This is a genomic window from Streptomyces abyssomicinicus (assembly GCF_008974245.1).
Lineage (GTDB): Bacteria > Actinomycetota > Actinomycetes > Streptomycetales > Streptomycetaceae > Streptomyces > Streptomyces abyssomicinicus.
Map to the genome: position 1 here is coordinate 14,053 of NZ_BBZI01000019.1, position 20,835 is coordinate 34,887.

The window sequence follows — 20,835 nt, forward strand, 5'->3', positions numbered from 1 at the left end:
GCGTGGCCCAGTTCGTGGATCGAGACGCCGATCAGCAGGGCGGCCATCACGCCGCCGAAGGCGGCCGCGGAGACCGGGCTGTTCAGCGTGGCGACCACGGCGTCCCACTGGGCGGCCATGGCGCCCATGCCGAGCAGGACGCACAGGGCCGCGGCGGCGACCGCGCCGCGGGAGAAGATCCGGGCGAAGAGCGGTCGCATGGCGTGCATCGTCCGCCCCGGGCGCAGCAGCGTGAGCTGAAGGGTCATCGGGGGGACGAAGTGGAAGCGGGGCGCCACGGGCGGCGCCGTGATCTTGCCGTCGTCGAGCAGGCGCATGCCGTCCAGGCGCTGGACGGCGTCGTCGACGCGTTCGGTGTTCCAGCCGCCGCCGAGCCGGGTGGCGAGGATTCCGTGGTCGCGCTCACCGTCGAACTCCTGCACGAGCTGGGCGAGGTGCGGGGTGATCCGCACGTAGCGGGGGCCGTGCTGGAGGACCCATTCGCCCTTGCCGTCGGCGGGCGGGTGGACCTCGGCTCCCGGGGCGAGGCGCGGACGCATCGTGTGTGCCGGGGCGGCGGCGGGGGGCGGGGCGGTGGTGACAGCGCTCACGGGGATTCCTTGTCGGGGCGGCGTGCGGGGGAGGGAGCGTGCGGCACCCTTGCGGGGGTCCGGCCGGCCGGGCCGGCCGGACCCCGCAGATTCCTCGGGTCACCCGGGAGGGTGCTGAGGTGCGGAGGGTCGGGCGTTCACGCCGTCTCCCGCCGCGTCAGTGCGCTCGCCGTTCTCGGCTCAGGTGAGGGAGGCGAGGGAGGCGATGACCGAGGCGCTGATGGTCACGCCCGTGGAGACGCCGGTCCAGAAGCCGGGGGCCTCCAGGGACTCCAGCTCCTGCATCTCGACCTCGACGAGCTCGAAGTTGTCCACGCCGTGGTTCTTGTTCATTGCTTTTCTCCCTTGGTTGGTTGGTGCGTGTGCCGATGGTGCGGTGGTGCGGTGGTGCGGCGCTGGATCAGGTGAGGGCGATGGAGACGCCCACGGAGACGCCCACCGAGAAGGCGGTGCTGACGGTCGCCCAGCCCGGGGCCTCCATCGACTCCAGCTCCTGCATGTCGGCCTCGACGATCTCGAGGTTCTCGGGGGTGACGTCCTGCTTGTCGTTCATCTGTCGCTCCTTGGAGTGAATGTGGTGCGGGAGGTGGTACGAGGTGGGTGAACGGGCCGTGGCCGGCCCGGTTCAGGCCTTGCTCAGGTGAGGCTCGCGGCGATGGAGACGATCGTGATGCCGACGCTCACGCCGATGCTGGTGGCCCAGCCCGGGGCCTGGACGGCCTCCAGCTCCTGCATGTCGAGCTCGGCCAGGTCCTGCTCGGCGATGGGGGTGCGGTCCGTCATGGTGTTCTCCTCGTGTCCGGCGTCCCGGCCTGTCCGGGGCGCTTTCTCAGGGGTGGTGCAGGTGGTGCCGGTGGTGCTGTTTCACCTCCGGGCCGGGCGTCAGCCCGCCAGGAGGAGCGTGGGGGAGCCGTCCGCGGAGGGCGGCTCGGTGGCCTCGGCGAGGAGCGCGGTGATGTCGTCGGCGCTCAACTTGGCGAGGGTGGGCAGTCCCGCGCCCCAGGCCCGCACGCTGCGCAGGGCGATCTCGCGGCGCAGCGGCGGTGTCAGGGGCAGGGTGCGGTCGGTGCGCCAGCGCTGCATCAGCCGGCGCAGGCCGTCCTCGGGCTCCGGTGCGAGCCAGGGGACCTGGTGGCGCAGCCGCCGCCACAGCCGGTCGATGCGGTCGGCGCTGCCGAAGCGCACGTCTCCGTCCAGGGCCCGCCGCCACACGGCCGGCCACAGGGCGCACACCGCGCGCATCTTGGCCACGCCGAGGACGGTGGACAGCTCGTTGGCGATGGCCCAGCACTTGACGGCGTAGGGGTTGCGGCCGACGTTGATGTGTCCCAGCTGGCTCTCGGCGCTGAGGCGTGCCAGGAGCAGCCGCGTAGGGGCGGGTGCGGGCAGGCCCTGGGCGAGATGCCGGGCCAGTTCGTCCCCGGCGGTCAGCAGGCCGACGGCGATCTGCTCGGCGGCCTCGTCCTGTTCGGGCAGGTCGACGGTGTCGCTGCTGTAGGGGATGACGGTCCGGAAGACCGCCTCGAGGGCGCCGTCCATGACCAGGGACGGGGGCAGGGTCTCGGTGGCCTCGGCCGTGCGCAGGGCCGCGACGGGCTTCAGGCACCGGCCCATGGCGATGCGTTTGGCGCTGCCGTGGGTGAAGCAGGCGACCTGCCCGGCCTCGGTGCCGGTTCCCAGGGTGGTGGGAACCGCGAGCACGGGGGCCGGCTCCTGCCATGCCTCCGGCAGGGCGATCAGGCCGCTGCGCTGCGGGGAGGTGAGGTAGCGCAGGAGTTCGGGCCTGCGGTGGGCGGTGGCCGCGAGCTTCGCGAGGTCGAGGGTGCTGCCCCCGCCGACGCCGACGATCAGTTCACCGGGGGAGAGCCGTGAGGCGAGCGTCTCGACGGATCGGACGCTGCCGTCGGCCGGGGTGAGCGCCCGGGTGGGCGTGATCCCGGCGCGGGCGATGCCTTCCCGCACGGCCCGGGTGACGGCGTGCCGTGCCACCGCGGGGTCGGCGAGGAGGGTCACCCCGGTGGGGCGCAGTTCGCGCAGGAGCGCGGGGATGCGGTCGTAGGAGTCGGGGGAGGCGTGCACGGCGGTCAGCTCCTCGAGGCCTGGGCGGCGGCCGGCAGCAGGCTTTCGAGGCCCGCCTCGACGCAGGTCACCAGTTCGGTGACCTCCTCGCGCCGGTAGGTGAGGGCGGGCACGAGCTGGATGCCGGACGGGCCGGGGTGGACGATGGCGCCCGCCTCGCGGATCCGGGTGACGAGGCCGCCGACGTCGACGCCGGTCAGCTCGCCGCCGTCGGGGCGGACCACGCGCAGGCTGCGGAAGCATCCGGTGCCGGTGGCCTCCGCGACGAGCGGGTGGCGGTCGACGAGGCCGGTGAGTTCCCGGTGCAGCCAGGCGGCGACGTCCCGGCCGGCGGCCACCGCGTCGAGCCTTTCCATCTCGGCGATGGTGGCGCTGATCGCCGCGCCGGCCAGAGCGGTGGCGCCCTGGGTCTCGGCGTGGGCGAAGACGGTGTCGTGCTCGGTGAGGGCCTCGGCCACGCGGTGCGAGAGGACGAGGGCGGAGGCGGGGCAGACCCCGTTGGTCAGTCCCTTGGAGGTGACCAGGACGTCGGGCAGGCCGGGCCAGCTCTCGGAGGCGAAGTAGCTGCCGGTGCGGCCGAAGCCGGTGGCGACCTCGTCGGCGACCAGCAGGAAGCCGTGCTCGTCGCGCAGGCCGACCAGGGCGGCCACGAACTCCTCGTCGAGGGGGACGGTGCCGGTGCCGACGACGGGCTCCACGATCACCGCGGCGACCTGGCGGCCGAGGGCGGCCATGAGCCGGCCGAGTTCGGCGGTGTCGTTGGGGGTGACGTGGCGGATCAGGCGCTGGTCGATGCCGTAGACGCGCTGGCCGAGGTCCTCGCCGGTGAGGGCGAAGCCGCCGAAGGTCAGGCCGTGGAAGCTGTTGCGCAGGGAGACGATCAGGTTGCGCTGGGGGGCGCCCTGGAGGGCGTGGTGGAGCCGGGCGAGCTTCATGACCGCGTCGTTGGCGACGCCGCCGCCGGTGGAGAAGATCACCCGCGAGTAGTGGTCGGGTCCGCAGACCCTCACCAGGTCCTCGGCGGCGCGGCGGGCGTAGACGTTCTCGAAGCGGAAGGAGCCGAGGTAGGAGGCGTGGCGGGCGGCCTCGGCGACGGCATCGGCGATGCGCGGGTTGTTGTAGCCGAGGTTGACGTTCCACAGTCCGCTGTCGCCGTCCAGGACCGTGCGGCCGTCCGCGAAGGTGACGCGGTGCCCGTGCGCGCCGATCGCGCACAGCCGGTCGTCGCCGTGGCTGGAGGGCGGGATGAGGTAGGGCCAGAGCGCTGTCATCGGGAGGCTTCCGTGGTCAGGAGTGTCACGCGGTGACGCTCGCCGGGCTGGGTCAGGATCTGGCGGGAGACGACGGTCAGGCCGGCCGCGGAGAGTTCGGCCTCCAGCCGCGACAGGTCCACGACGGCGACGTGGTCGGTGCACACCGGCACCGGGCTGTCGTCCGCCGGAGGGTCGGCGGGCAGCAGGGTGACGGTGCGGCCCGCGGCGCCGGCCGGCCAGTGCTCGTGGAACTCGTAGACGGTGCCGCCCAGGCCGGTGAGACGTTCGACCGTCTCGTCGGGTCCGTCGGCGTCGCCGCGCTCCATCACCGTGAGCAGGAACTTCCCGTCGTCGGTGAGGTGGTCCAGGACGCTGCGGTAGAGGCCGGCCCGGCCGTCCGCGTCGAGGAGCGAGAGCGAGGTGGTGCCGAGCAGGACGTACGGGAAGCGGCGGCCGAGGTCGAAGGCGGACATGTCGGCCTGGACGACGGTGCAGCGCTCCCGCATCCGGGCCGGGACCTTCTCCAGTTCCGTCCGCAGCAGGGCCAGCATGTCGGCGGAGAGGTCGAGGGCGGTGACCTCCCGGCCGACCGCCAGGAGCGGCAGGCTGAACCGTCCTGCGCCGGCCGCCAGGTCCAGGACGGGACCCCTGGTGCTGCGGATGCCGGCCAGCACGGCCCGGGTCTCGTAGTCGTCGTAGGTGGTCAGGTCCTGGTAGAGGGGTGCGCCGAGGGCGTCGTACAGGCCGCACAGGCGGGCCCGCGGGCCGAGTTCGGCGATGCGCCGGGCGGCCAGGGTCTGCGGGGCCGGAAGCGTGGGCGTCGGCTGGGCGATCGTGGTCATCACGCGGCCACCGGGAGGGAGAGGCGGACGCCGTGCCGGGCCAGGAGCTCGGTCACCTGCGCGTCCCAGCCGTCCGGGACGAGGCCGGCGGTGCGGCCGCCGGTCGCGAGCAGGCATTCCAGGGCCTGGGCGGCGCGGACGTCGACGGTGAACAGGCGCGTCCCGTCGACGATGTACGCCTCGTCGTCCCGGTACACGACCAGCGGCAGGCCGGGGTCGGAGAGGTCGGCGCGGGCGTCGGTGCCGGCGAGCTGCGGGGCGAGCCGGGAACCGAAGCCGGACACCTTCAGACCGGTGATCCCGCGGGCGGCGAAGCTGCGCAGCGCGGTGACGGCCCGGAGGTAGCGGGGCAGGTGCGGGTGGACGTCGTGGACCGTGTCCAGGGTGTCGGGGGACAGCACCTGGCCGAGACCGGCGGCCCTGGCGGTGAGCTGTTCGTGGCGGGCGGTCAGGGTCTCGAGGCTGTCGCCGACGGTGCCGAGCACCGCCCCGGTGGGGGAGACCGACAGCTGCCCGTCGTGGTCGGCGTAGAGCCGCACGGCGGGCCCGTCACCGGGGCGGGCCTCGCCGCTCAGGGCGGCTGGGTCGGCGAGGACCACGGAGGAGGTGACGAGGAAGTCGGGGAAGACGCCCTCGTCCACGGCCCGGGCGGCGTCGGCGAGGAAGGCCTCGTGGTCGGCCTCGTCGAGGACGCGTACCAGGGTGGGGCCGAAGACCGTCATGAAGGGGCTGGCGACGTAGGAGTGCGTCTGGAGGAAGAAGTCCTGGCCGTTGGAGAACTCCCCGCCGGCCTCGGTGAGGCTTCCGTCGTAGCCGACGGCGGGCTCGGGCACACCGGTGCCGTCGTCGGGGGCGAGCAGGAGGGTGCCGGGGCCGACGAGGCCGGAGGCGACGACGGCGGGGATGTGCGCGGCGTCGGCGAGGACCAGCGTGCCGGTGGCCGTGGGCGGCGGCGTGCCGAGGGGTGTGCCGGTGGCCCAGGAGATGAGGTGTTCCTTCAGACGGCCACGGTCGATCGTCATGCTCATGCCATTACATCCTTCGTCGGTCATCTGCGCCTCCGCCGCCTGACGAGGCGTCGGGGCAGTCGGCGGAGTGCGGGGAGGGGCGGGTCAGGCGGCGGTGACGGCCTGCAGGATCGAGGACAGGTCGGCGAGCGACTCGCGGGATCCGAAGAGCTTGTTCACGGCGGTGGTGTTGAGCACGATCTCGTCGACGCCCGCCTCCTCGTACGCACGCAGTCCCTTGACCGCCTGCGCGAGGTCTCCGCCGGCGAACGCGCCGGTCTCCACGACGCCGCGCGCCACGTCCGCGAGCTGTCCGGAGCCGGTGTCCACGCCCGCGCGGGAGAGCATGTCCAGGTAGTGCGGGGCCTGCATGTGGCCGGCGTTGCCGACCAGGGCCAGCCGTTCGGGCTCGGCCCCCTCGCGTCCTTCCTTCTCGAGCCCGGTGGGGACCATGGCGACCACCCGGGGCAGGGTGGTCCGGCCCGCGCGGGCCGCGCCCTCGGCGACCGCGGGTATCAGCACATCCCGCAGGTAGCCCGGCGGGGTGAGCCAGGTGATCACGACGTCCGCCACCTCGCCCGCCAGCCGGGCCATGCCCGGCCGCAGTACTCCCAGTCCCACGTCGACCCGGGGCGCCGACGCGGGGGCCAGCTGCCCCAGGAAGGGGAAGTTCGGTCCCTTCGCCTCGACGACCTCGCCGTCGAGCAGTTTCCGTACGGCCGTCACGTACTCGCGTGCCGCCTGCAGCGGCTTGGCGTACGGGGCGCCCATCAGGTTGGCCTGGAAGGCCTGCCCTCCGGGGCCGAAGCCCGCGATCACCGGCTCACCGGTGGTCATGGCCACTGACCGTGCCTGCATGGCCGCCTCGTACGGGTGGCGCAGCGGCATCAGCGTGACCCCGAAGCCCGTCGGCACCCGGAACCCGGCGCCCGCCATGCCGGTGAAGGTCTGGTGGGGCTCCAGGAGCATGGACTGTCCCTGCCAGAGGCGGGCGGCCCCGGTCCACTGGACCAGACCGGCGAAGGGAAGGGCCTGCTCCAGCCGGCGGGGAACACAGGGGATGAGCACGGAGTAGTCGGTCATGGCGGTGGGATCTCCTCGGTCGGGTCGCCGGCGGGCCGCTGGCTACTGCCAGTCGTTGTTGTTCTTCGACAGCGGCGCGAGCACGTCGGGGAGCAGACCGTCGAGCTTGCCGAGCAGGTGGTCGAGGGCGGCGGCGCCCTCGACCGGGAGGTTCGCGGAGGAGGCCGCCGTGTGCTGCGGCGCGTCGGCGGCGAGGGCCGTGCCCTGTCCCAGGCCGGCCAGCAGGCCGGCGGTCAGCAGAGCGGCACCGACTCGCGCAAGGCGACGGGACGACAGCGTGCTGCGGGACGCGATGCGGTTCACGGGGGCTCCTCGAAGCTCGGCGCGGACTGTGTGTCCCCCTGCTGGGGGCCGTTCCTCCTTGCGAGTAAGACTCTGCCGTCACTCAAGGGCCGCCACGAGGCCGTCCGCGCGCAGCTTGCTGCACGCCCGTTTTCCTCATCCTGCACGGGTTTTTCACCCGCCAGGGTCAAACACTCGCCTTTCGGGACAATTCGCCATTGACAGCCATGTTCGATCATCTGAAGATTCCAGGAACGACGTTCCAACAGATCGTCAACGGGGGGAATCCATGGGGGACTTGCTCGCATTCCTGGGGGTGACCGAGGAAGAGGAGCGGGTGTACCGGGCTCTCCTGCGCCGCGGTTCCTCCTCGGATCCCGGAACCGTCGACGATTCCCCGGCCCCGGACGGGGCGCCCGACCGGGAGTCCTTGGAGAAACTGCTGCTCCTGGGCCTGGCGACGCGGACCGGCGATGTGACGCGGGCGGTCCCGCCACCCCGCGCGGTGGACGCCCTCATCGACCGCCGGCTGCGGATCCTGAGGGACGAGCTGGAGGGCGAGGTCGCTCGCCGGTCGGTCATCGAGACGCTCTTCATGGAGTGCTGGACGGACGGTCCCTCGGCCCGCTCCCCCTCTCCGGGCGAGGGCCAGGTGATCACCCAGCTGAACGGCATCGAGGCGGTCCGCGAAGCCATCGACGAGCTGACGTTCTTCGCCCGTACCGAGGACCTGACCACCGAGCCCGCCGGAATCCTCAGCCCGGAGTCCATCGCCGTCTCCCGCCCGATCAACATGCGGCTGCTGCGGCGGGGGGTGCGGCTGCGCATGGTCATGGGCGCGGCCGTCCTGAAGGACGAGCCCTCGCTCTCCTACATGCGTGAACTGTCCTCGCACGGCGCCGAGGTGCGGGTCTCCCAGCAGCCGGTGGAGAAAGTGATCATCGTCGACCGGTCTGCCGCGCTCACGCCCATCGACCCCGCCCGGACCGCCCTCGGCGCGCTGCTGGTCCGCGAACGCGGCCTGGTGACCACGCTGGTGACTCTCTTCGAACGCATGTGGGAGGCGGCGGACGAGCTCCCCCACGAAGAGGTCGACGTCGTCTCGGACACCGAGCTGGAGATCCTGGCGATGCTCAGGGAGGCCGACAAGGACGAGACGGCCGCCCGTCACCTGGGCATGTCGGTGCGGACCTACCGCAAGCACCTGGCCGCCCTGATGCGCCGTCTGGGCGCCGCGAACCGGGTCGAGGCGGCTCTCATCGCCCATGCGAAGGGCTGGCTGACCTGACGCGATCCCGTGCGGGGCGCCGCCGGCTCCGCGCGAGCTGAACCGCCGTACGGCCGGACACAAGTGCCGCCGCTTTTCCTCTCGTGCTCCTCGATCGTGTGTGCAGTCCGCCGTTGCCCCATCTGGCGGTTCATGTAGTGATCAAAGGTGACGCGGGACATGCCCAGAAACGAGGACCTGGTGACCCGTTCGTCCCCCGCTGCCGCTGCAGACGGTTCCTTCGAGGACGTGGGGCAGGTGCCCGAGGACGCGGAGACGTTCTCCGCCGCCGCGGTCGTCCCGGCGGCCGGCGTGCACGAGCCCAGGCCGCCGATCGCGGTCCACCCGCACATGGTCTTCGGGGCGGGGCTGACCGATCCGCTCGACTATGTGGTGCTGCTGCACTGCTCGTTCATGGCGGACGCGGGACGGCCGTTCACGGTCGCCGAGCTCGTCACGTCGCTGCGGACGGAGGGGATCGTCAGCTCGAACGGCCGTCTGGTGGGCAGGGACGCCGTCTACGGGGCGTTCCGGCGGCTCGTCCGCGCGGGGTTCCTCCGGCGTTCCCAGTCCAACGAGAAGGGGCGGTTCGGAGCCGTCCGCTACGAGTTGTTCCGGCATCCGGAGTACAACCCCGACTGGTCCCCGGGAGCGACGAACCCGCAGGTCGAACCGCTCACGGCATCGACGGACGCGGCGTGGCCTGCGGAAACGGGCATCGCCGCAGGCCGGACCGCTTACGGCATCGACGGACACGGTGACGCCGGACACGGCGATGCCGGTCATGGTGAGGCGGCCGTCGCCGCAGGTCGTACCGCTTACGGCATTGCCGGACACGGTGGCGCCGTCCCCCCCGTACCCCCCCTAGGGGGAGGTACTACCTCCCCCTACCCCCGCAGGACCTCGTCGCCTGCCGGGACCGCGACGGGGAAGGACCGGGACACCCGCTCCGCGCGGACCGCGCGGGGCTCCGACGGCGCGCTGCCGCCCGACCTGGCCGCCGTCGCCGAGTTCCTCCGGGGTCTGCCGGGGGACGTCGCGCTGAACGTGAAGCAGCGCCGCAAGCTCGCGCCGCTGCTGCTGGAGACCGTCGAGGCCGACGGCTGGGCCCTGGGCGGCGACCTGTTACGCGCGTTGTCGGTGTCCCGGGACAGCAGCCCTGTGATCAACCGGCTGGCGGTGATGAGACACCGGGTGGAGAACCTCCCGCCGCCCAGGGCCACCGCGCCCGAGGGACCGCCCGATCCTGCCGGCGAGCCCTGCCCGTACCACCCGTCTCGGCTGCTGGAGTCGTGCCCCTGCCAGACGGCTGTGGCACCCGGCGGTCTTCCGGGGCCGCGGGGCGCGGAGGGCGAAGGCCCGGTGACCGGCGAGGCACTGGCCCGGCTGAAGGCCAAGCTGGGCCTGGACCCGTCCCGCCCTGCCGGGCACGACGGCCAAGCCGCCCCGCGGCCCGTCCCGGTGACCGCCAGACGGCTGCCGGCCCCATGAGCGGGTCCGGGCCGCCCGCTGCCGCCAGCGATCCTCCCGCCCTGCGTCACCCTTCCACGACGAGGGAGCACCTCATCATCGCCGTCCCCCCGCAGCCCCGGCCGCGGCACGAACAGCACGACGTGCCCGGCCCCGAGCGCGTGCCACCGCACGACCCCGACGCCGAGGCGGCCGTGCTGGGGGCGATGCTGCTGTCCCCGGACGCCGTCGGCGACGTCGTCGACGCCCTCGGCCCGCTGGGCGCCGACGCGTTCTACGGGCCGCACCACCAGACCGTGTACCGGGCGATCGTGGAGATGTACGCCGAGGGCGCGAAGGCGGACCCGATCACGGTCGGCGCGCACCTATCCGAGCGCGGCGAGATCGGCAGGGTCGGCGGTCCCGCCGCCCTTCACGCGCTGGCGCAGGGCGTGTCGTCGCCGACGGTCGCGGCCGACTACGCCCGCATCGTCGTCGACCGGGCCAAGCTGCGGCGTCTGGCGGCCGCCGGCGTGCAGATCGCCGAGCTGGGCTACGCGGGGCTGGGCGAGGCCGACGACGTCCTGGACCGGGCCGCGGCCACGTTGTCGCGGGTGACCCGGGCCGGCGAGCGGTCCGCGGGGACGCCGTTCCGCGAGGTGTTCCACCGGGCGGTGGCCGCCTCGGAGAAGGTGCAGCAGGACGGACAGCCGCCGGGCGCGCTCACCGGGTACCGCGGCTTCGACTCCCTCACCAACGGGCTGCACCCCGGGCAGATGGTCATCGTCGCGGGGCGGCCCGCGATGGGGAAGTCCACCGTGGCCCTGGACCTCGCCCGGCACGCGGCGTTCATGGAGGACCGTCAGGTGGTGTTCTTCTCGCTGGAGATGAGCGAGATCGAGATCGGCCAGCGCGTCATCTCGGCGGAGGCGGGCGTGGCCCTGGACCACATCCGCAGCGGCCGGATGAGCGAGGACTCCTGGGCCCGCGTCGCCGGGATCTCCGAGCGCATGGACACCGAGCGGCTCCTCGTCGACGACCGGCCCGGCCTGAGCCTCACCCAGATCAAGGCGGCCGCCCGGCGGGTCCAGCAGCGCCTGGGCCTCGACCTCGTCGTCGTCGACTACCTGCAGCTCGTGCGGAGCCCGGGTCGACGCGCGGAGAACCGGCAGGTCGAGGTCGCCGAGACCAGCCGGAACATCAAGCTCATGGCCAAGGAGCTCGAGATTCCCGTGGTGGTGCTCGCCCAGCTCAACCGGGGTCCCGAGCAGCGGCAGGACAAGCGGCCGGTGCTCTCCGACCTCCGGGAGTCGGGCTCGCTGGAGCAGGACGCCGACCTGGTCGTCCTGCTCCACCGCGAGGACGCCTACGAGAGGACCTCCCCGCGTGCCGGGGAGGTCGACCTGATCGTGGCCAAGCACCGCAACGGCCCCGTCGGCACGGTCACGGTCGCCGCGCAGCTCCACTTCGCCCGGTTCGCCGACATGCCCGCGCGCTGACCGCGAGGAGCGCGAGGAGCGCGGTGGAGGCCACTTGGGCGCGTGTCATGCGCGACGGCCACCGGGGGCTCGGGTCGGGGCGCGGGACGTCCTCTGAGAGGCGTTCAGGGGCTTCCGGGAACGGAGGGGCGGGTCGGGCGTCGGACGCCGTCACTGCCGGGTGAGGCCCGCGGGGTCGATGTCGACGGGGAACGGAGCGTCGATCCGGGTCGTCGTCCCGGCGAGGGCGGTGACGCGTTCGACGTAACGGCCGCCGTCGAGCGTGTAGGCGGAGAGCATCGGGGCCGGGTCGAACTCCAGGCGCCAGAAGTACGGGATCGCGGCCTCCGCGTACAGCATCGGCTTGATCTTGCGGTCCATCGTGCGGTTGCCGGGGGAGACCAGCTCGACGACGAGACGCACCGCCTCGACGTCGACCGTTACGGGGTCGTCGGCGGTCGCCCCGGCGTCCGCGACGACGAGGTCGGGCACCACCAGTCCGGAGGGCAGGACGACGTTGACGCCTTCCAGGATCTCGACCGGTGCGCCGGCGGCACGGGCCGCGGCGTCCAGGGCCACGTGGAGCCGGAAGGAGGCCCTCTGGTGGCGGACACCGGGCGCGGGGGACATCACCAGCGACTCGCCGAGCAGCTCGTAGCGGGTGGTGCGGTCCTCGGGCAGTGCCAGGACGTCGGCGACGGTCCAGGGACCGGTGTGGTCGATGGCAACGCTCATTCCCTTCACCTCCTCGTGGCAGTCCCAGTGTGCCCCGCCGGACCGCCTGTGTCTGCGGACCCCGGTCCTGCCGGGACCCGCCCCTCTCGTGTCCCCGGTCGGGGCCACGAGAACACCTCCAGTCTAAGGTTACAAAACTCAAGGGCCGCCCACTTCCGTAGCATCGTTTGTCCGTGACGCCCTGAATTTGAGGCCCAGGACGCGACGCGCGCCCCTAAGCTGAAGCGGCCCCTGAGTTTTGTAATCTAATCCGCCAGGGGAGACACAGGGAGATACCGACCATGCATCCCGTCGACCTGCTCCACGACTGGCTCGCCCACAGCGCCCTGCGCTCCTCCACCCGCGCCGAGTACCAGCGCGAAGTCTCCAGCTGGATCGACTGGTGCGCCCTGCGGCAGGCGGACCCCGTGCACCTGCGTCTCCAGGACGTCGCCGACTGGTCCCACGACCGCTATCTGGAGCCGTACCTGGACGGCCGGTCCTTCGACGGCCCCGACGCCCTCGGCCACCTCGCCAGGAGGCACCCCGAGGTCGCCCGCTCCCACGACCGCCGGATCACCGCGCTCTCCCAGTACCTCGCCGCCGCCCACGACCGCGGCCTCCTGCCGGCGCTGCCCGACCTCGCACCCCTGCGCTCCGGCGTCACCCGCCCCCGCGAGGCCCACAACCGCCTCACCCCCCGCGAACGCGCCGTCCTCCTCCACACCCTCGGCTCCTGGGGCCCCGCGCACTCCCGACACCACAGACGCGACCAGCTCGCGGTCCACCTCCTCCTCGAAGGCCTCCGCCCCTCCCAGGTCGTCGGCCTCGACCTCGACGACCTCCACCCCCTGCCCGACGGCAGCTACGACGCCCGCGCCCGCGCCGAGAACAGCACGGCCGGCCGCAAATTCACCCTCGACCCCATCACCGGCACCGTCCTCCACGCCTACCTCCGCGAACGCCCCACCCCCGCCGACGGCAGCAACCGCCTCCTCCTCAACCACCACCGCAAGGCGCTCCAGTCGCGCTGGCTCAACGTCCTCGTCCAGCAGATCGCCGCCCTCCACCCGCTGCTCGCCGAACGCAACCCCCCGGTCACCGCGGACGCCGTCGCCCACACCGGGCTCTGGGACGAACCCGGCCGCGCCTGACACACCCGGCCCCGGCGAGCGTGCCGTGCTGCCGTCGTGCCATGTCTGCCGTCGTGCCGTCCGGAGCGACACCGCCGCCGGCCGCCGTCGCCGTGCGGCCACGGTGCAGCTTGCTGCCCGGCCCGGTTCCGCTTGTTGCCCCCGTGGAAGGCAGCCGCGCACCCGCGGGACTGGCAGCGTCGTCGTCGGCACCACCGACACCACGCAATCGCCGAAGGGAACCCACCATGCTCCGGAACCTGGGTACGGCGGCAGGAGCCGCCGCCGCCGCTCTCCTCATCGCCGCCGCTCCGGCCTCCGCCGCCCCCAGCACCGCACAGGACAGCACCACTCCCTGGACCTGGTCGGTGAGCCGAGGCACCGCGAGCGCCGGCGGCAGCTACCAGTACGTCCCCGGCCCTGTCATCGGCGGCACCACCACCTACAACGGCACCTTCACCAACACGGGAACCGGCTGCTACGCGCTGGCCACCCTGCCCACGAGCATCGGCCTGATCCGGACCGTCACCGAACTGTGCGGCCCCGGCACCATCGAACTGCCGGCCATCACCCTCTCCTTCACCCTGATCGACACCTCCCGCTACCTGGCCCTGTGCGAGAGCGACGGCGGCGTCCAGACGGCCCGGTGCACCAGAATCACGCGCCTCTGAACCACTCCCGGGTCCGACGGCCGCAGCACGCCGCCCTGCGGGCCGCCGAGGTACGGCGCATGGTCGAAGTCCCGTCACAGCTGTTCTCCCCGTGACGGGACTTCGACCGTTGAAGAGGCAACCCTCGAGGTCAAGACCTGTTACCGCGCCACTGGCCACGCGGGTGAGGTAAGCGCTGTCCTTCGGCCGCCTTCGCGACGATGTGCTCGTCGTCGCCGGGAAAGTCCATGGTCGGCGGCCGTCTCGGCGGACAGCCGCCGGTCCCGGCCCGCGTGCGCGGCGGCCGCGGTCGTGCGCGCCTGCGCCGACGGGCCCCACGGCCGACAGAAGGCCTGCACCTCCTGGCACCGAAGTGCTCCCACCGCCTGGCCGCCGTGCTCCGTCCCGTGGCCGCCGCTGCCGCTGCCGTTGCCGTGAACGCGGGCAGGGGAGCGTGGGCTGCGGTGACGCGGCTATTCGGTGAGATCGTGGAGTGACGTCAGCCTGCGGTGAAGGTGAACACCTGGGCGGAGGTGCCGGTGCAGGCGGTCTGCACGGCCTCGGCTCCGTCGGTGGCCGGGGGAAGGAACCCGATGCACAGGCCACTGTGGAGGGGCCGGAGCCGGAAGCCGTTGCCGGACGCTTCGAGGCGGAATTTCTGGCTGTCGCTGTCCGCGCAGCCCCTTGGGGCGAGGAGGGCTCCGGGTGAGGTCGAGGCGTCGTCGACGGCGAGACAGCCCAGGCCCTTGCCAGGGTCGGGGTTGTACCACTGGATGCGGTAGACGTCCCCGCTCAGCTTCTCGAGTTCGACGCGCGGCAGGGGTGAGTCGGCGCACGAGTGCTGGACAGCGATCTCGCGGTCGGTACGGCCGTTGCGTTCGCGGCCTTCGGTCAGGCACCGGGAGGGCGCGGAGGCGGGATGCATTTGGGCCGCTCCTGCAGCCGGCATCCGGGCAGGTGCCGGAGTGGGCCTGGTGCTCGGAGTCGGGTCTTCCTCCTCGGCTGGCGCGTCGAGTGGTGGGGCGGCGAGCTCGCTGCTGGGCGAGGGGGCAGGTTCCGTCGTCTCCGCTTCCGCGCTCGTTGCACTGGCCGAGGGCCGGAGTTCGGCGGGCGTGGGGGTGCTGTCCGCGCGGTCGCGGTCGGTGCCGTCGTCGTCGTGCGGCCAGAACGTCAGGGCCAGGATTCCGGCGACGGCACAGGCGGCGATCGCGACCTGCGGACTGTGTCGACGCCAGGCCGACCGGGCGTAGGGGACGCTGTCGTCACCGGCCGGACGAGGCTCTGCTTCCTCGGCCGGGCTGGCTTTCGCAGCCGCGTCGTGGCCGGCTTCCTGAGCGTGCTGGTTGTCGTCGGCGGGCTCCGGCGAGCTGGGGTGTTCCTGAGACTCGTTCTCGTCCGCCGGGACATTGGGTTGCGGGGTGTCCCGGGAGGCCGGCGGCGGGGGCACGGTGTCGGTCATGGACAGGCGCCGGCGTGCTTCGAGCCAGGCGGTCACGGTGTCGTCGTCGCTGCCGCAGGCCCTGACGTAGGCCGCCAAGAGCTCTTCACGGGGCAGGTCGTCGCGGCCGAGTGCGGCCGAGATCGTCGCCCGGGGCAGGACGTCGCCGACGTCGGTGGCGTTGCGCTCCAGCTGCCGGTAGCTCAGGTCCGCCCAGCGGCGTAACTGCCGCATCAGTGCGACGAACTCCGCCGCGCTGTTCGCCTCCGCCGGATTCGGCCCCCGCCCCATCGGCACTCCCCTGTCTCTCGGGTACCAGGGGAGCCTAAAGGCCTTTGATCTGTACATGAGTGCCGTTTCCCAGGGTCGTCCGGAACGCTGTCGACTGTTCGGTGGCGGGCCCTGCTCGAGGGCCTGCTCGGTGCCATGCCGGCGGTGTGTCAGGCGCGTATGTGGCGGTAGGCGACGACGTTGCCGGGGGAGGGCAGGGGCGCGACGGTGATCGTGGTGCCGGGGCGGGGGGCGTGGATGACCTTGCCGTCACCGATGTACAGGCCCACGTGGCCGCCGCCGTAGGACAGGACCAGGTCGCCGGGCACCAGGCGGGCCCGGGTGGTGGCGCTCCCGGCGCGAATCTGGCCCCAGGTGGTGCGCGGCAGCTGCACCCCGGCCGTGGCCCAGGCCCGCATCACCAGGCCGGAGCAGTCGAAGCCGCGAGGGCCGGTGCCGCCCCAGATGTAGGGCTTGCCGAGCTGCTTCTTGGCATAGGCGATGACGCTGCTCGTGCCGGGCTTCCCGGACTCGACCTCGGGGGTCTGGGGCGTGGACGGCCTGTCGGGCGCGGCCGTTACCGCGGGCCGGTCGGTCTTCGGCCGCGCCGCTGCGTCGGCCGCGGTCTTGCCGGAGGGCACCTTCAGGTTCTGCCCGGCGTAGATCAGCGTCGAGGATCCCAGAGCGTTGAGGTGCTGCAGGGCTTTCACGCTGGTGTGGTGGGCGCGGGCCAGGTTCCACAGCGTGTCACCGGGCCGCAGCGTCATCTCCTCGAACCCTTCTTCCTTCTTCTCCTCCTTTTCCTCCTTTTCCTTCGGCTCCTTGCCGGTGTCGGACGGGGCGGGTGCGGACGGCTGGGCCGAGGGTCCGGCGGTGGCCGGCGGCTTCTGCTGGAGGGTGACCGACGGCCTGCCGGAAGCCGACGGTGAACCGGTCGGGCCGTGCACGGCCAGGAGCGCGCCGGCGATCAGGGACAGCACGAAGGCGACGGCCAGTCCGGCCGCGCCCCACACGAAGCGGCGGGCTCGTGCGGTGCTGTTGCTGCGCGGTTTGCGGTGGCGCCGCAGCGCCGGCCGGGCGTCGTGTCTCGGGCCGGGCTGCGGCTTGGGGCGGGTGCGCTGCGGGGGCGGGAGCAGAGTCTGCTGTGCCATCACGGGTCTCCTTCGGCAGGGCCGCGATCTGCGGCTCTGGAAGGAGGCTGTTGCGGCCCGTGGGTGTCCCGCTAGCTCCGGTGGCGTCCGGGACAGTCCCGGCCTGTCCATACCTGCCGAGACCGGGTTGAAGGACGGCGTCCAGCCCGTGAAAACCGGCTCTGACCTGCATGGACGATGCGGGACTGTCCGGGCCGCCTCAATCCGTTGCCCCTCCCTCGACGGCCGGGCAAAGCTTCTCTCACCGCCCCGCACCGCCCGGCCGGCGCCTCGTCAGGCGCCCTCCCGGCGACGGGCGTTCAACCCCTCCCGCCACCCCGGCACGCACCTGTGCACGGGCCCGGCAGGAACGCCATTGCCCCTCCGCTTGCCCGCCGCGCGGCGGCAGGGCCGGGGGAGTCCATCTCTGTCACGAGGAGCATCAGCATGCGTACGTCACGAACGTCCAGGGCCCGGGCGATGGCCGTCGCCGTCGCCGCCGGGCTGCTGGCCGGTGGGACGGCCGCCGGCGCGAGCGGCGCCTTCACCGCCGCCAAGCCCGCGGACTCCACCACCGACACGGTCGTCAACGCCGGTTCCGCGGCGGCCCAGAAGAAGTTCTACGGCACCTTCCAGAAGCGGGACGGCTGCCCGTACCTCGTCACCTCCGGCGGTGCCCGCTACTACCTCGAGGGCTACACCATCGGCGGCAACGGCGCCCTCTACAAGAAGCGTGGCGGCTTCATCGCCTACCCCGGCTGGCGCATCCAGGCCAACGGCACCAAGAAGTACCGCTCGCCCAACAGCACGACCCTGTGCACCACCTGGGGCGCCAGCCCTTACATCAAGGCGAAGTCGATCTACAGCCTCCGCTGACCTGAGAGCCCCGGCGCCCTTCCGCCGACCGCTCCGGGCGGCCGGCGGAAGACCGGACACCAACGCCCGCCGAGAACCGGCACGCCTCGAACAGCGGCCCAGCACCGGCCAACGGGCCCGGCCAGTGGCCCCGGCATCGACGCCGGCACTGCGGGCGGCCCTGTCGGTCCCCTGCCATGCCTCCAGTCAAGACCGCACCTCAACCAACCCATCTGCTTCACCGAAGGAGCACACCATGAACAGCACACGCCCGAGGGCGCCCCGCCGCCGCCCGCTGGTGATCGCCGCACTCCTCACGGGCGCCCTCGCCGCGACCGCCGGAGTGACCGTCGGGGTGAACGCCGTCGACAGCGGCTCCTCCGCCTCCGACACCATCGAGGTGGCCGCCGCCAAGCAGGTCCCGACCGACTGCAACACCCCCTGGGAGCAGTACAAGCCCCGCAAGACCTTCATGTGGAGCAAGACGACCGGCCTGTTCCGCGTCAACGACAACGTCAGCGTGCAGTTCCGGTCCCTGGGCGGCGAGTACTACCGGCGCCTCGACCACAACTGCAAGGTCGTCACGGCGTGGAAGGCCAACGCCACCATGTACCGGACCTGGGCCAAGGCCCCCGAGGCCAAGGTCCCCCGCGTCAGCTCCTGGTACACGTCGAAGGAATACTGCGGCAAGCCGCCCAGCCACAAGGTCAACGTCATCATCGGCTGCTACCGCGGCGAGTTCCGGTACTCCACCGGACAGAACCACTAGACCCGATGCCGTCGCGTCGGCCCCACGACACTTCCGGGGTCGACGCGAGGGAGTCTGTGCCCCTCGGCGCACCCGTTGTCGAGGGGCGCGCAGGTCCCGGACCGGACCGATCCGGGACCGTGGGGGAACCGCCCCGGACCGGACAGGGCCCGGGCACCCGCCAGGACGAGTCGGCGGCACGGGCGTTTTTGCTGTTACTGATCATGCGGTTCAGGGAGGCCGCCCGGGTGAGACGGCGCCCCGCCTGCCCGGCAGGCCGGTGCCCGCCGGACTAGGGCGGCGGTGCGCACGGAGGAGGGCCCGCGGCCGGGGTGGCTGCGGGCCCTTGAGGGCGTGCTCCTGGTGGTGGATCAGAGGCCGGAGACCGGGTTGCGCTCCCAGCGGTCGCCTTCCTCCATGTAGCCGAGAAGGGCGCGGGAGCCGTCGGCCCAGCCGCCGTGGCGGCCGATGCGCTCCAGGGTGTGGCCGGCACGGCGGGCGGCGGTGGCGAACCCGCGGCGCAGGGAGTGCCCGGTCGACTTTCCTTCGAACCCGTTGGCATGAGAACGATCATGGCCCGGGTGTGAGCGTGCTGACCCGGTTTTCGTACTCGCGGCGGGCCTTGCGCTGGGCCGGGACTGCGGGGAGACCCGAGCCGCCGTCGAGCGGCTGGCAGCGTGCGAGAAACTGGCGGTTCAAGCCGCGACAGTGAAGGCCCCGCACTGGGCATGCAGGGCCTTCGGTCGGAAGTCGGTCATTCTGCCGGTCACCCAGTCACTGATCGACTGAGTGACCGATCGGGCTTCGCCACCGCTGCCCAGGCCCGCCGCAGCAGGCCCGCCGAGGTAGTTATCGGATGAGGGAGCGCACGATTGGAATGCTTGCGCCCCAAGCGGTAAGGCCGGCCAGGACCGCTGCTGCGACAGGTGCCTGGGTGAGCACGGTTAGGACGCCGACGACGATGCCGATCAGGAGTGAGACGAGCAGGACGACCGTCGTGTGAAGGGAGAGGAACGGGGGCTCAGGGGCAGGCGCGGTCGAACCGGAGGAGACCGGCGGCTGAGGGCTTTGAGAAGTAGTCATGTCTCGACTCTGACGATGCAGAGTGCTGTGACCTGCATAGACAGAACGAACTCGTGGGAACGCGATCAGCAGGCAACGGCACCGCACAGAACCGATGTCCAGCGAACACCCGCCAGTGGTGTGAGGACGTTCGGGGGTGTTCGGTCAAGTTCGGTGCAGCTCCGCCGCATGGTGACTACCGTGCCGGTCACGGCAGGTAGTCGAGGAGGCGCACAGGCATGGCAGAGCAAGGTGATGAGGGACAGGAGAGGAGCTATGAGCAGCTCCTGCGGGACCAAGCGGAGAGCCTGATCCATCTCAAGGTCACCCGGGGCGACCCGTCGCTGCGTGTCATCGACGCGCGTGCGCGGATTTTGTTCGGCCCGAAGGGGGCTCTACCCATCGCAACGCAAAACGCTGCCTTCAGTGGGAAGTACGTAGGGCACGACAAGCTGATGTTGCTGGTGCGCACACTGCTTTCTTGGGATGAGTACGGAGAGGAACGTCCCGCACCTGATCGAAGGTCTCCTGTACTGGATGAGTGGCGACGCCGGTGGACTGCTATCAGTCTGCAGCGCCAGCTGAAGCGTCGGTCAAGCAGTGCCGCTCCACCGCGGAGGCTGGAGCCGAACGTCAGTGAGCCGCCGACGATTCCTGCAGCGCGAGAGGCGGAAGGCGTCAGCGGCTTGGGGCCGTCAGTGGTTGCAGACCCAGGTGTGACTGAACCCCAGGCGGTTTCTCACGGCACTGATGAGGCTGGACAGCAGGAGGGAGAAGCGCTGGCCCAGGTGGCGTCCCATAGGGAGACCGGCTCTGCAACTGCCTTTTATGCCCCCACCACAAGGGTCAGTATGCCCATGCAGCGAAGCCTGCTGCTTGCCGATCTTGAAAGCTTCAGCACGCGAGACGATGTCGAGCAGGCGTACATGCGCCGAGCGCTCTTCGGCCTCCTTGACCGCGTGGCAGAGGCAGCCGGTGTCGCCCCGGCAGAACGTCGTCGAGAGGACCGGGGAGATGGCGTCATTGAGCTGATCGACGCTGCTGTCCCCCTGCCCCACCTCCTGCGCGCCGTAGTCACAGTCGTCCCTGCGGGCCTGCGTCAGCTCAACCGAGTTGCCTCCGCCTCAGTCCAGCTCCGTCTGCGAATGGTTCTGTCCACGGGCACCGTGATCGTGGACGAACGCGGTGTCTGGGGCTCTACGGTCAGCGACGCCAGCCGCCTGCTCGACGCAGAGGTGGTGCGGGCAGCACTGCACGAAGGCGAGGACGCCCACGCACTGTGCGTATCGAACGCCGTCTACGAGTGGACAGTGCCCCACAATCTTCCCGGCATCAGCGCGGAGGATTTTCTCGAGATCGCCGTCCCAGTGAAGGGCGGAGGCGTGCTGCAAGCGTGGCTGCACCACCCACTGAGGGGTGCGGTTAACGAGAAGCGAAGCAGGTGACAAGGAATCGGGCGGTAGCTTTCAGGGCTTCGCGATCGCCATCTTCGTCGGCTGGCGAGG

The 20,835-nt window shown here is 71.9% G+C and carries 20 protein-coding genes and 1 pseudogene; 8 read left to right on the forward strand and 13 right to left on the reverse strand.

Annotation, left to right across the window (positions count from 1 at the left end):
• The 10 genes and pseudogenes from GBN72_RS34435 to GBN72_RS33420 all read right to left on the reverse strand — a co-directional run.
• Nucleotides 1–590 (reverse strand): annotated as a pseudogene (locus GBN72_RS34435) (daptide biosynthesis intramembrane metalloprotease); the annotation flags it as partial.
• Between the two features lie 180 nt (nucleotides 591–770).
• Entirely contained in the window at nucleotides 771–923 is a 153-nt protein-coding gene (locus GBN72_RS34440; RefSeq protein ID WP_164541034.1) for a daptide-type RiPP, read from the reverse strand.
• Between the two features lie 67 nt (nucleotides 924–990).
• The gene (locus tag GBN72_RS34445) at nucleotides 991–1,143 is read right to left on the reverse strand and encodes a daptide-type RiPP (RefSeq protein ID WP_164541036.1); all 153 of its coding nucleotides are present in this window, start codon (nucleotides 1,141–1,143) and stop codon (nucleotides 991–993) included.
• Nucleotides 1,144–1,226: 83 nt separating this feature from the next.
• Entirely contained in the window at nucleotides 1,227–1,373 is a 147-nt protein-coding gene (locus GBN72_RS34450) for a daptide-type RiPP (protein ID WP_164541039.1), read from the reverse strand.
• 99 nt (nucleotides 1,374–1,472) lie between these two features.
• Nucleotides 1,473–2,669 carry a daptide-type RiPP biosynthesis dehydogenase gene (mpaC, locus tag GBN72_RS33395; protein WP_164541041.1) on the reverse strand — a complete coding sequence of 399 codons (1,197 nt, stop codon included), beginning with the start codon at nucleotides 2,667–2,669 and terminating at the stop codon, nucleotides 1,473–1,475.
• A 5-nt stretch (nucleotides 2,670–2,674) separates the two neighbouring features.
• A complete protein-coding gene (mpaD, locus tag GBN72_RS33400; protein WP_151775741.1) occupies nucleotides 2,675–3,940 on the reverse strand; it encodes a daptide-type RiPP biosynthesis aminotransferase in 1,266 nt (421 codons plus the stop codon).
• Nucleotides 3,937–4,764: a daptide-type RiPP biosynthesis methyltransferase gene (gene mpaM / locus GBN72_RS33405; RefSeq protein WP_151775742.1), complete on the reverse strand. Its 828-nt coding sequence runs from the start codon at nucleotides 4,762–4,764 to the stop codon at nucleotides 3,937–3,939. Before mpaM ends, mpaD begins: the two co-directional genes overlap by 4 nt.
• Nucleotides 4,764–5,792: a daptide biosynthesis RiPP recognition protein gene (mpaB, locus tag GBN72_RS33410; protein WP_151775743.1), complete on the reverse strand. Its 1,029-nt coding sequence runs from the start codon at nucleotides 5,790–5,792 to the stop codon at nucleotides 4,764–4,766. The genes mpaM and mpaB overlap by 1 nt, the downstream gene beginning before the upstream one ends.
• Nucleotides 5,793–5,876: 84 nt before the next feature.
• Nucleotides 5,877–6,854 carry an LLM class flavin-dependent oxidoreductase gene (locus GBN72_RS33415; RefSeq protein WP_151775744.1) on the reverse strand — a complete coding sequence of 326 codons (978 nt, stop codon included), beginning with the start codon at nucleotides 6,852–6,854 and terminating at the stop codon, nucleotides 5,877–5,879.
• 42 nt (nucleotides 6,855–6,896) lie between these two features.
• Nucleotides 6,897–7,157, reverse strand: coding sequence for a hypothetical protein (locus GBN72_RS33420; protein ID WP_151775745.1), 261 nt, complete (start codon nucleotides 7,155–7,157; stop codon nucleotides 6,897–6,899).
• Between the two features lie 268 nt (nucleotides 7,158–7,425).
• On the opposite strand from GBN72_RS33420, the gene GBN72_RS33425 reads away from it, so the two are divergent.
• The 3 genes from GBN72_RS33425 (at nucleotide 7,426) to dnaB (ending at nucleotide 11,351) form a co-directional block, all read left to right on the forward strand.
• Nucleotides 7,426–8,424 (forward strand): helix-turn-helix transcriptional regulator, encoded by a 999-nt coding sequence (locus tag GBN72_RS33425; protein WP_151775746.1) that lies wholly within the window; start codon nucleotides 7,426–7,428, stop codon nucleotides 8,422–8,424.
• A gap of 159 nt (nucleotides 8,425–8,583) precedes the next feature.
• On the forward strand, nucleotides 8,584–9,894 hold the full coding sequence (locus tag GBN72_RS33430) for a hypothetical protein (protein WP_151775747.1): 1,311 nt from the start codon (nucleotides 8,584–8,586) through the stop codon (nucleotides 9,892–9,894).
• Nucleotides 9,891–11,351, forward strand: coding sequence for a replicative DNA helicase (dnaB, locus tag GBN72_RS33435; RefSeq protein ID WP_151775748.1), 1,461 nt, complete (start codon nucleotides 9,891–9,893; stop codon nucleotides 11,349–11,351). Before GBN72_RS33430 ends, dnaB begins: the two co-directional genes overlap by 4 nt.
• A 150-nt stretch (nucleotides 11,352–11,501) precedes the next feature.
• On the opposite strand, the gene GBN72_RS33440 is transcribed toward dnaB, so the two are convergent.
• Entirely contained in the window at nucleotides 11,502–12,065 is a 564-nt protein-coding gene (locus GBN72_RS33440) for a Uma2 family endonuclease (RefSeq protein WP_164541045.1), read from the reverse strand.
• 281 nt (nucleotides 12,066–12,346) lie between these two features.
• On the opposite strand from GBN72_RS33440, the gene GBN72_RS33445 reads away from it, so the two are divergent.
• Both GBN72_RS33445 and GBN72_RS33450 read left to right on the forward strand, forming a co-directional pair.
• Nucleotides 12,347–13,198, forward strand: coding sequence for a site-specific integrase (locus tag GBN72_RS33445; protein WP_151775749.1), 852 nt, complete (start codon nucleotides 12,347–12,349; stop codon nucleotides 13,196–13,198).
• 227 nt (nucleotides 13,199–13,425) lie between these two features.
• Nucleotides 13,426–13,848 carry a hypothetical protein gene (locus tag GBN72_RS33450; RefSeq protein ID WP_151775750.1) on the forward strand — a complete coding sequence of 141 codons (423 nt, stop codon included), beginning with the start codon at nucleotides 13,426–13,428 and terminating at the stop codon, nucleotides 13,846–13,848.
• Between the two features lie 478 nt (nucleotides 13,849–14,326).
• Here the strand turns inward: GBN72_RS33450 and GBN72_RS33455 are convergent, their stop codons facing one another.
• Both GBN72_RS33455 and GBN72_RS35770 read right to left on the reverse strand, forming a co-directional pair.
• Nucleotides 14,327–15,556, reverse strand: coding sequence for an XRE family transcriptional regulator (locus tag GBN72_RS33455; RefSeq protein WP_151775751.1), 1,230 nt, complete (start codon nucleotides 15,554–15,556; stop codon nucleotides 14,327–14,329).
• 149 nt (nucleotides 15,557–15,705) lie between these two features.
• Complete coding sequence (locus GBN72_RS35770; protein ID WP_246213064.1) at nucleotides 15,706–16,686, reverse strand: C40 family peptidase; 981 nt, start codon at nucleotides 16,684–16,686, stop codon at nucleotides 15,706–15,708.
• Nucleotides 16,687–17,112: 426 nt separating this feature from the next.
• Here GBN72_RS35770 and GBN72_RS33465 point away from each other — a divergent pair, with 426 nt between their 5' ends.
• The 3 genes from GBN72_RS33465 to GBN72_RS33485 all read left to right on the forward strand — a co-directional run bounded on the left by GBN72_RS33465 (nucleotide 17,113) and on the right by GBN72_RS33485 (nucleotide 20,775).
• The gene (locus tag GBN72_RS33465; protein ID WP_174887252.1) at nucleotides 17,113–17,541 is read left to right on the forward strand and encodes a hypothetical protein; all 429 of its coding nucleotides are present in this window, start codon (nucleotides 17,113–17,115) and stop codon (nucleotides 17,539–17,541) included.
• A 235-nt stretch (nucleotides 17,542–17,776) separates the two neighbouring features.
• Entirely contained in the window at nucleotides 17,777–18,289 is a 513-nt protein-coding gene (locus tag GBN72_RS33470) for a hypothetical protein (RefSeq protein ID WP_151775752.1), read from the forward strand.
• Nucleotides 18,290–19,569: 1,280 nt separating this feature from the next.
• On the forward strand, nucleotides 19,570–20,775 hold the full coding sequence (locus tag GBN72_RS33485; protein WP_151775754.1) for a nucleotidyl cyclase domain-containing protein: 1,206 nt from the start codon (nucleotides 19,570–19,572) through the stop codon (nucleotides 20,773–20,775).
• Nucleotides 20,776–20,835 lie beyond the last annotated feature (60 nt).

Bases quoted from the DNA above. Each gene is read 5' to 3' on its own strand.
- GBN72_RS34440 (WP_164541034.1), bottom strand. From the start codon at position 923: ATGAACAAGAACCACGGCGTGGACAACTTCGAGCTCGTCGAGGTCGAG.
- GBN72_RS34445 (WP_164541036.1), bottom strand. From the start codon at position 1,143: ATGAACGACAAGCAGGACGTCACCCCCGAGAACCTCGAGATCGTCGAG.
- GBN72_RS34450 (WP_164541039.1), bottom strand. From the start codon at position 1,373: ATGACGGACCGCACCCCCATCGCCGAGCAGGACCTGGCCGAGCTCGAC.
- mpaD (WP_151775741.1), bottom strand. From the start codon at position 3,940: ATGACAGCGCTCTGGCCCTACCTCATCCCGCCCTCCAGCCACGGCGAC.
- mpaM (WP_151775742.1), bottom strand. From the start codon at position 4,764: ATGACCACGATCGCCCAGCCGACGCCCACGCTTCCGGCCCCGCAGACC.
- mpaB (WP_151775743.1), bottom strand. From the start codon at position 5,792: ATGAGCATGACGATCGACCGTGGCCGTCTGAAGGAACACCTCATCTCC.
- GBN72_RS33415 (WP_151775744.1), bottom strand. From the start codon at position 6,854: ATGACCGACTACTCCGTGCTCATCCCCTGTGTTCCCCGCCGGCTGGAG.
- GBN72_RS33425 (WP_151775746.1), top strand. From the start codon at position 7,426: ATGGGGGACTTGCTCGCATTCCTGGGGGTGACCGAGGAAGAGGAGCGG.
- GBN72_RS33430 (WP_151775747.1), top strand. From the start codon at position 8,584: ATGCCCAGAAACGAGGACCTGGTGACCCGTTCGTCCCCCGCTGCCGCT.
- dnaB (WP_151775748.1), top strand. From the start codon at position 9,891: ATGAGCGGGTCCGGGCCGCCCGCTGCCGCCAGCGATCCTCCCGCCCTG.
- GBN72_RS33440 (WP_164541045.1), bottom strand. From the start codon at position 12,065: ATGAGCGTTGCCATCGACCACACCGGTCCCTGGACCGTCGCCGACGTC.
- GBN72_RS33445 (WP_151775749.1), top strand. From the start codon at position 12,347: ATGCATCCCGTCGACCTGCTCCACGACTGGCTCGCCCACAGCGCCCTG.
- GBN72_RS33450 (WP_151775750.1), top strand. From the start codon at position 13,426: ATGCTCCGGAACCTGGGTACGGCGGCAGGAGCCGCCGCCGCCGCTCTC.
- GBN72_RS33455 (WP_151775751.1), bottom strand. From the start codon at position 15,556: ATGGGGCGGGGGCCGAATCCGGCGGAGGCGAACAGCGCGGCGGAGTTC.
- GBN72_RS35770 (WP_246213064.1), bottom strand. From the start codon at position 16,686: ATGGCACAGCAGACTCTGCTCCCGCCCCCGCAGCGCACCCGCCCCAAG.
- GBN72_RS33465 (WP_174887252.1), top strand. From the start codon at position 17,113: ATGCGTACGTCACGAACGTCCAGGGCCCGGGCGATGGCCGTCGCCGTC.
- GBN72_RS33470 (WP_151775752.1), top strand. From the start codon at position 17,777: ATGAACAGCACACGCCCGAGGGCGCCCCGCCGCCGCCCGCTGGTGATC.
- GBN72_RS33485 (WP_151775754.1), top strand. From the start codon at position 19,570: ATGGCAGAGCAAGGTGATGAGGGACAGGAGAGGAGCTATGAGCAGCTC.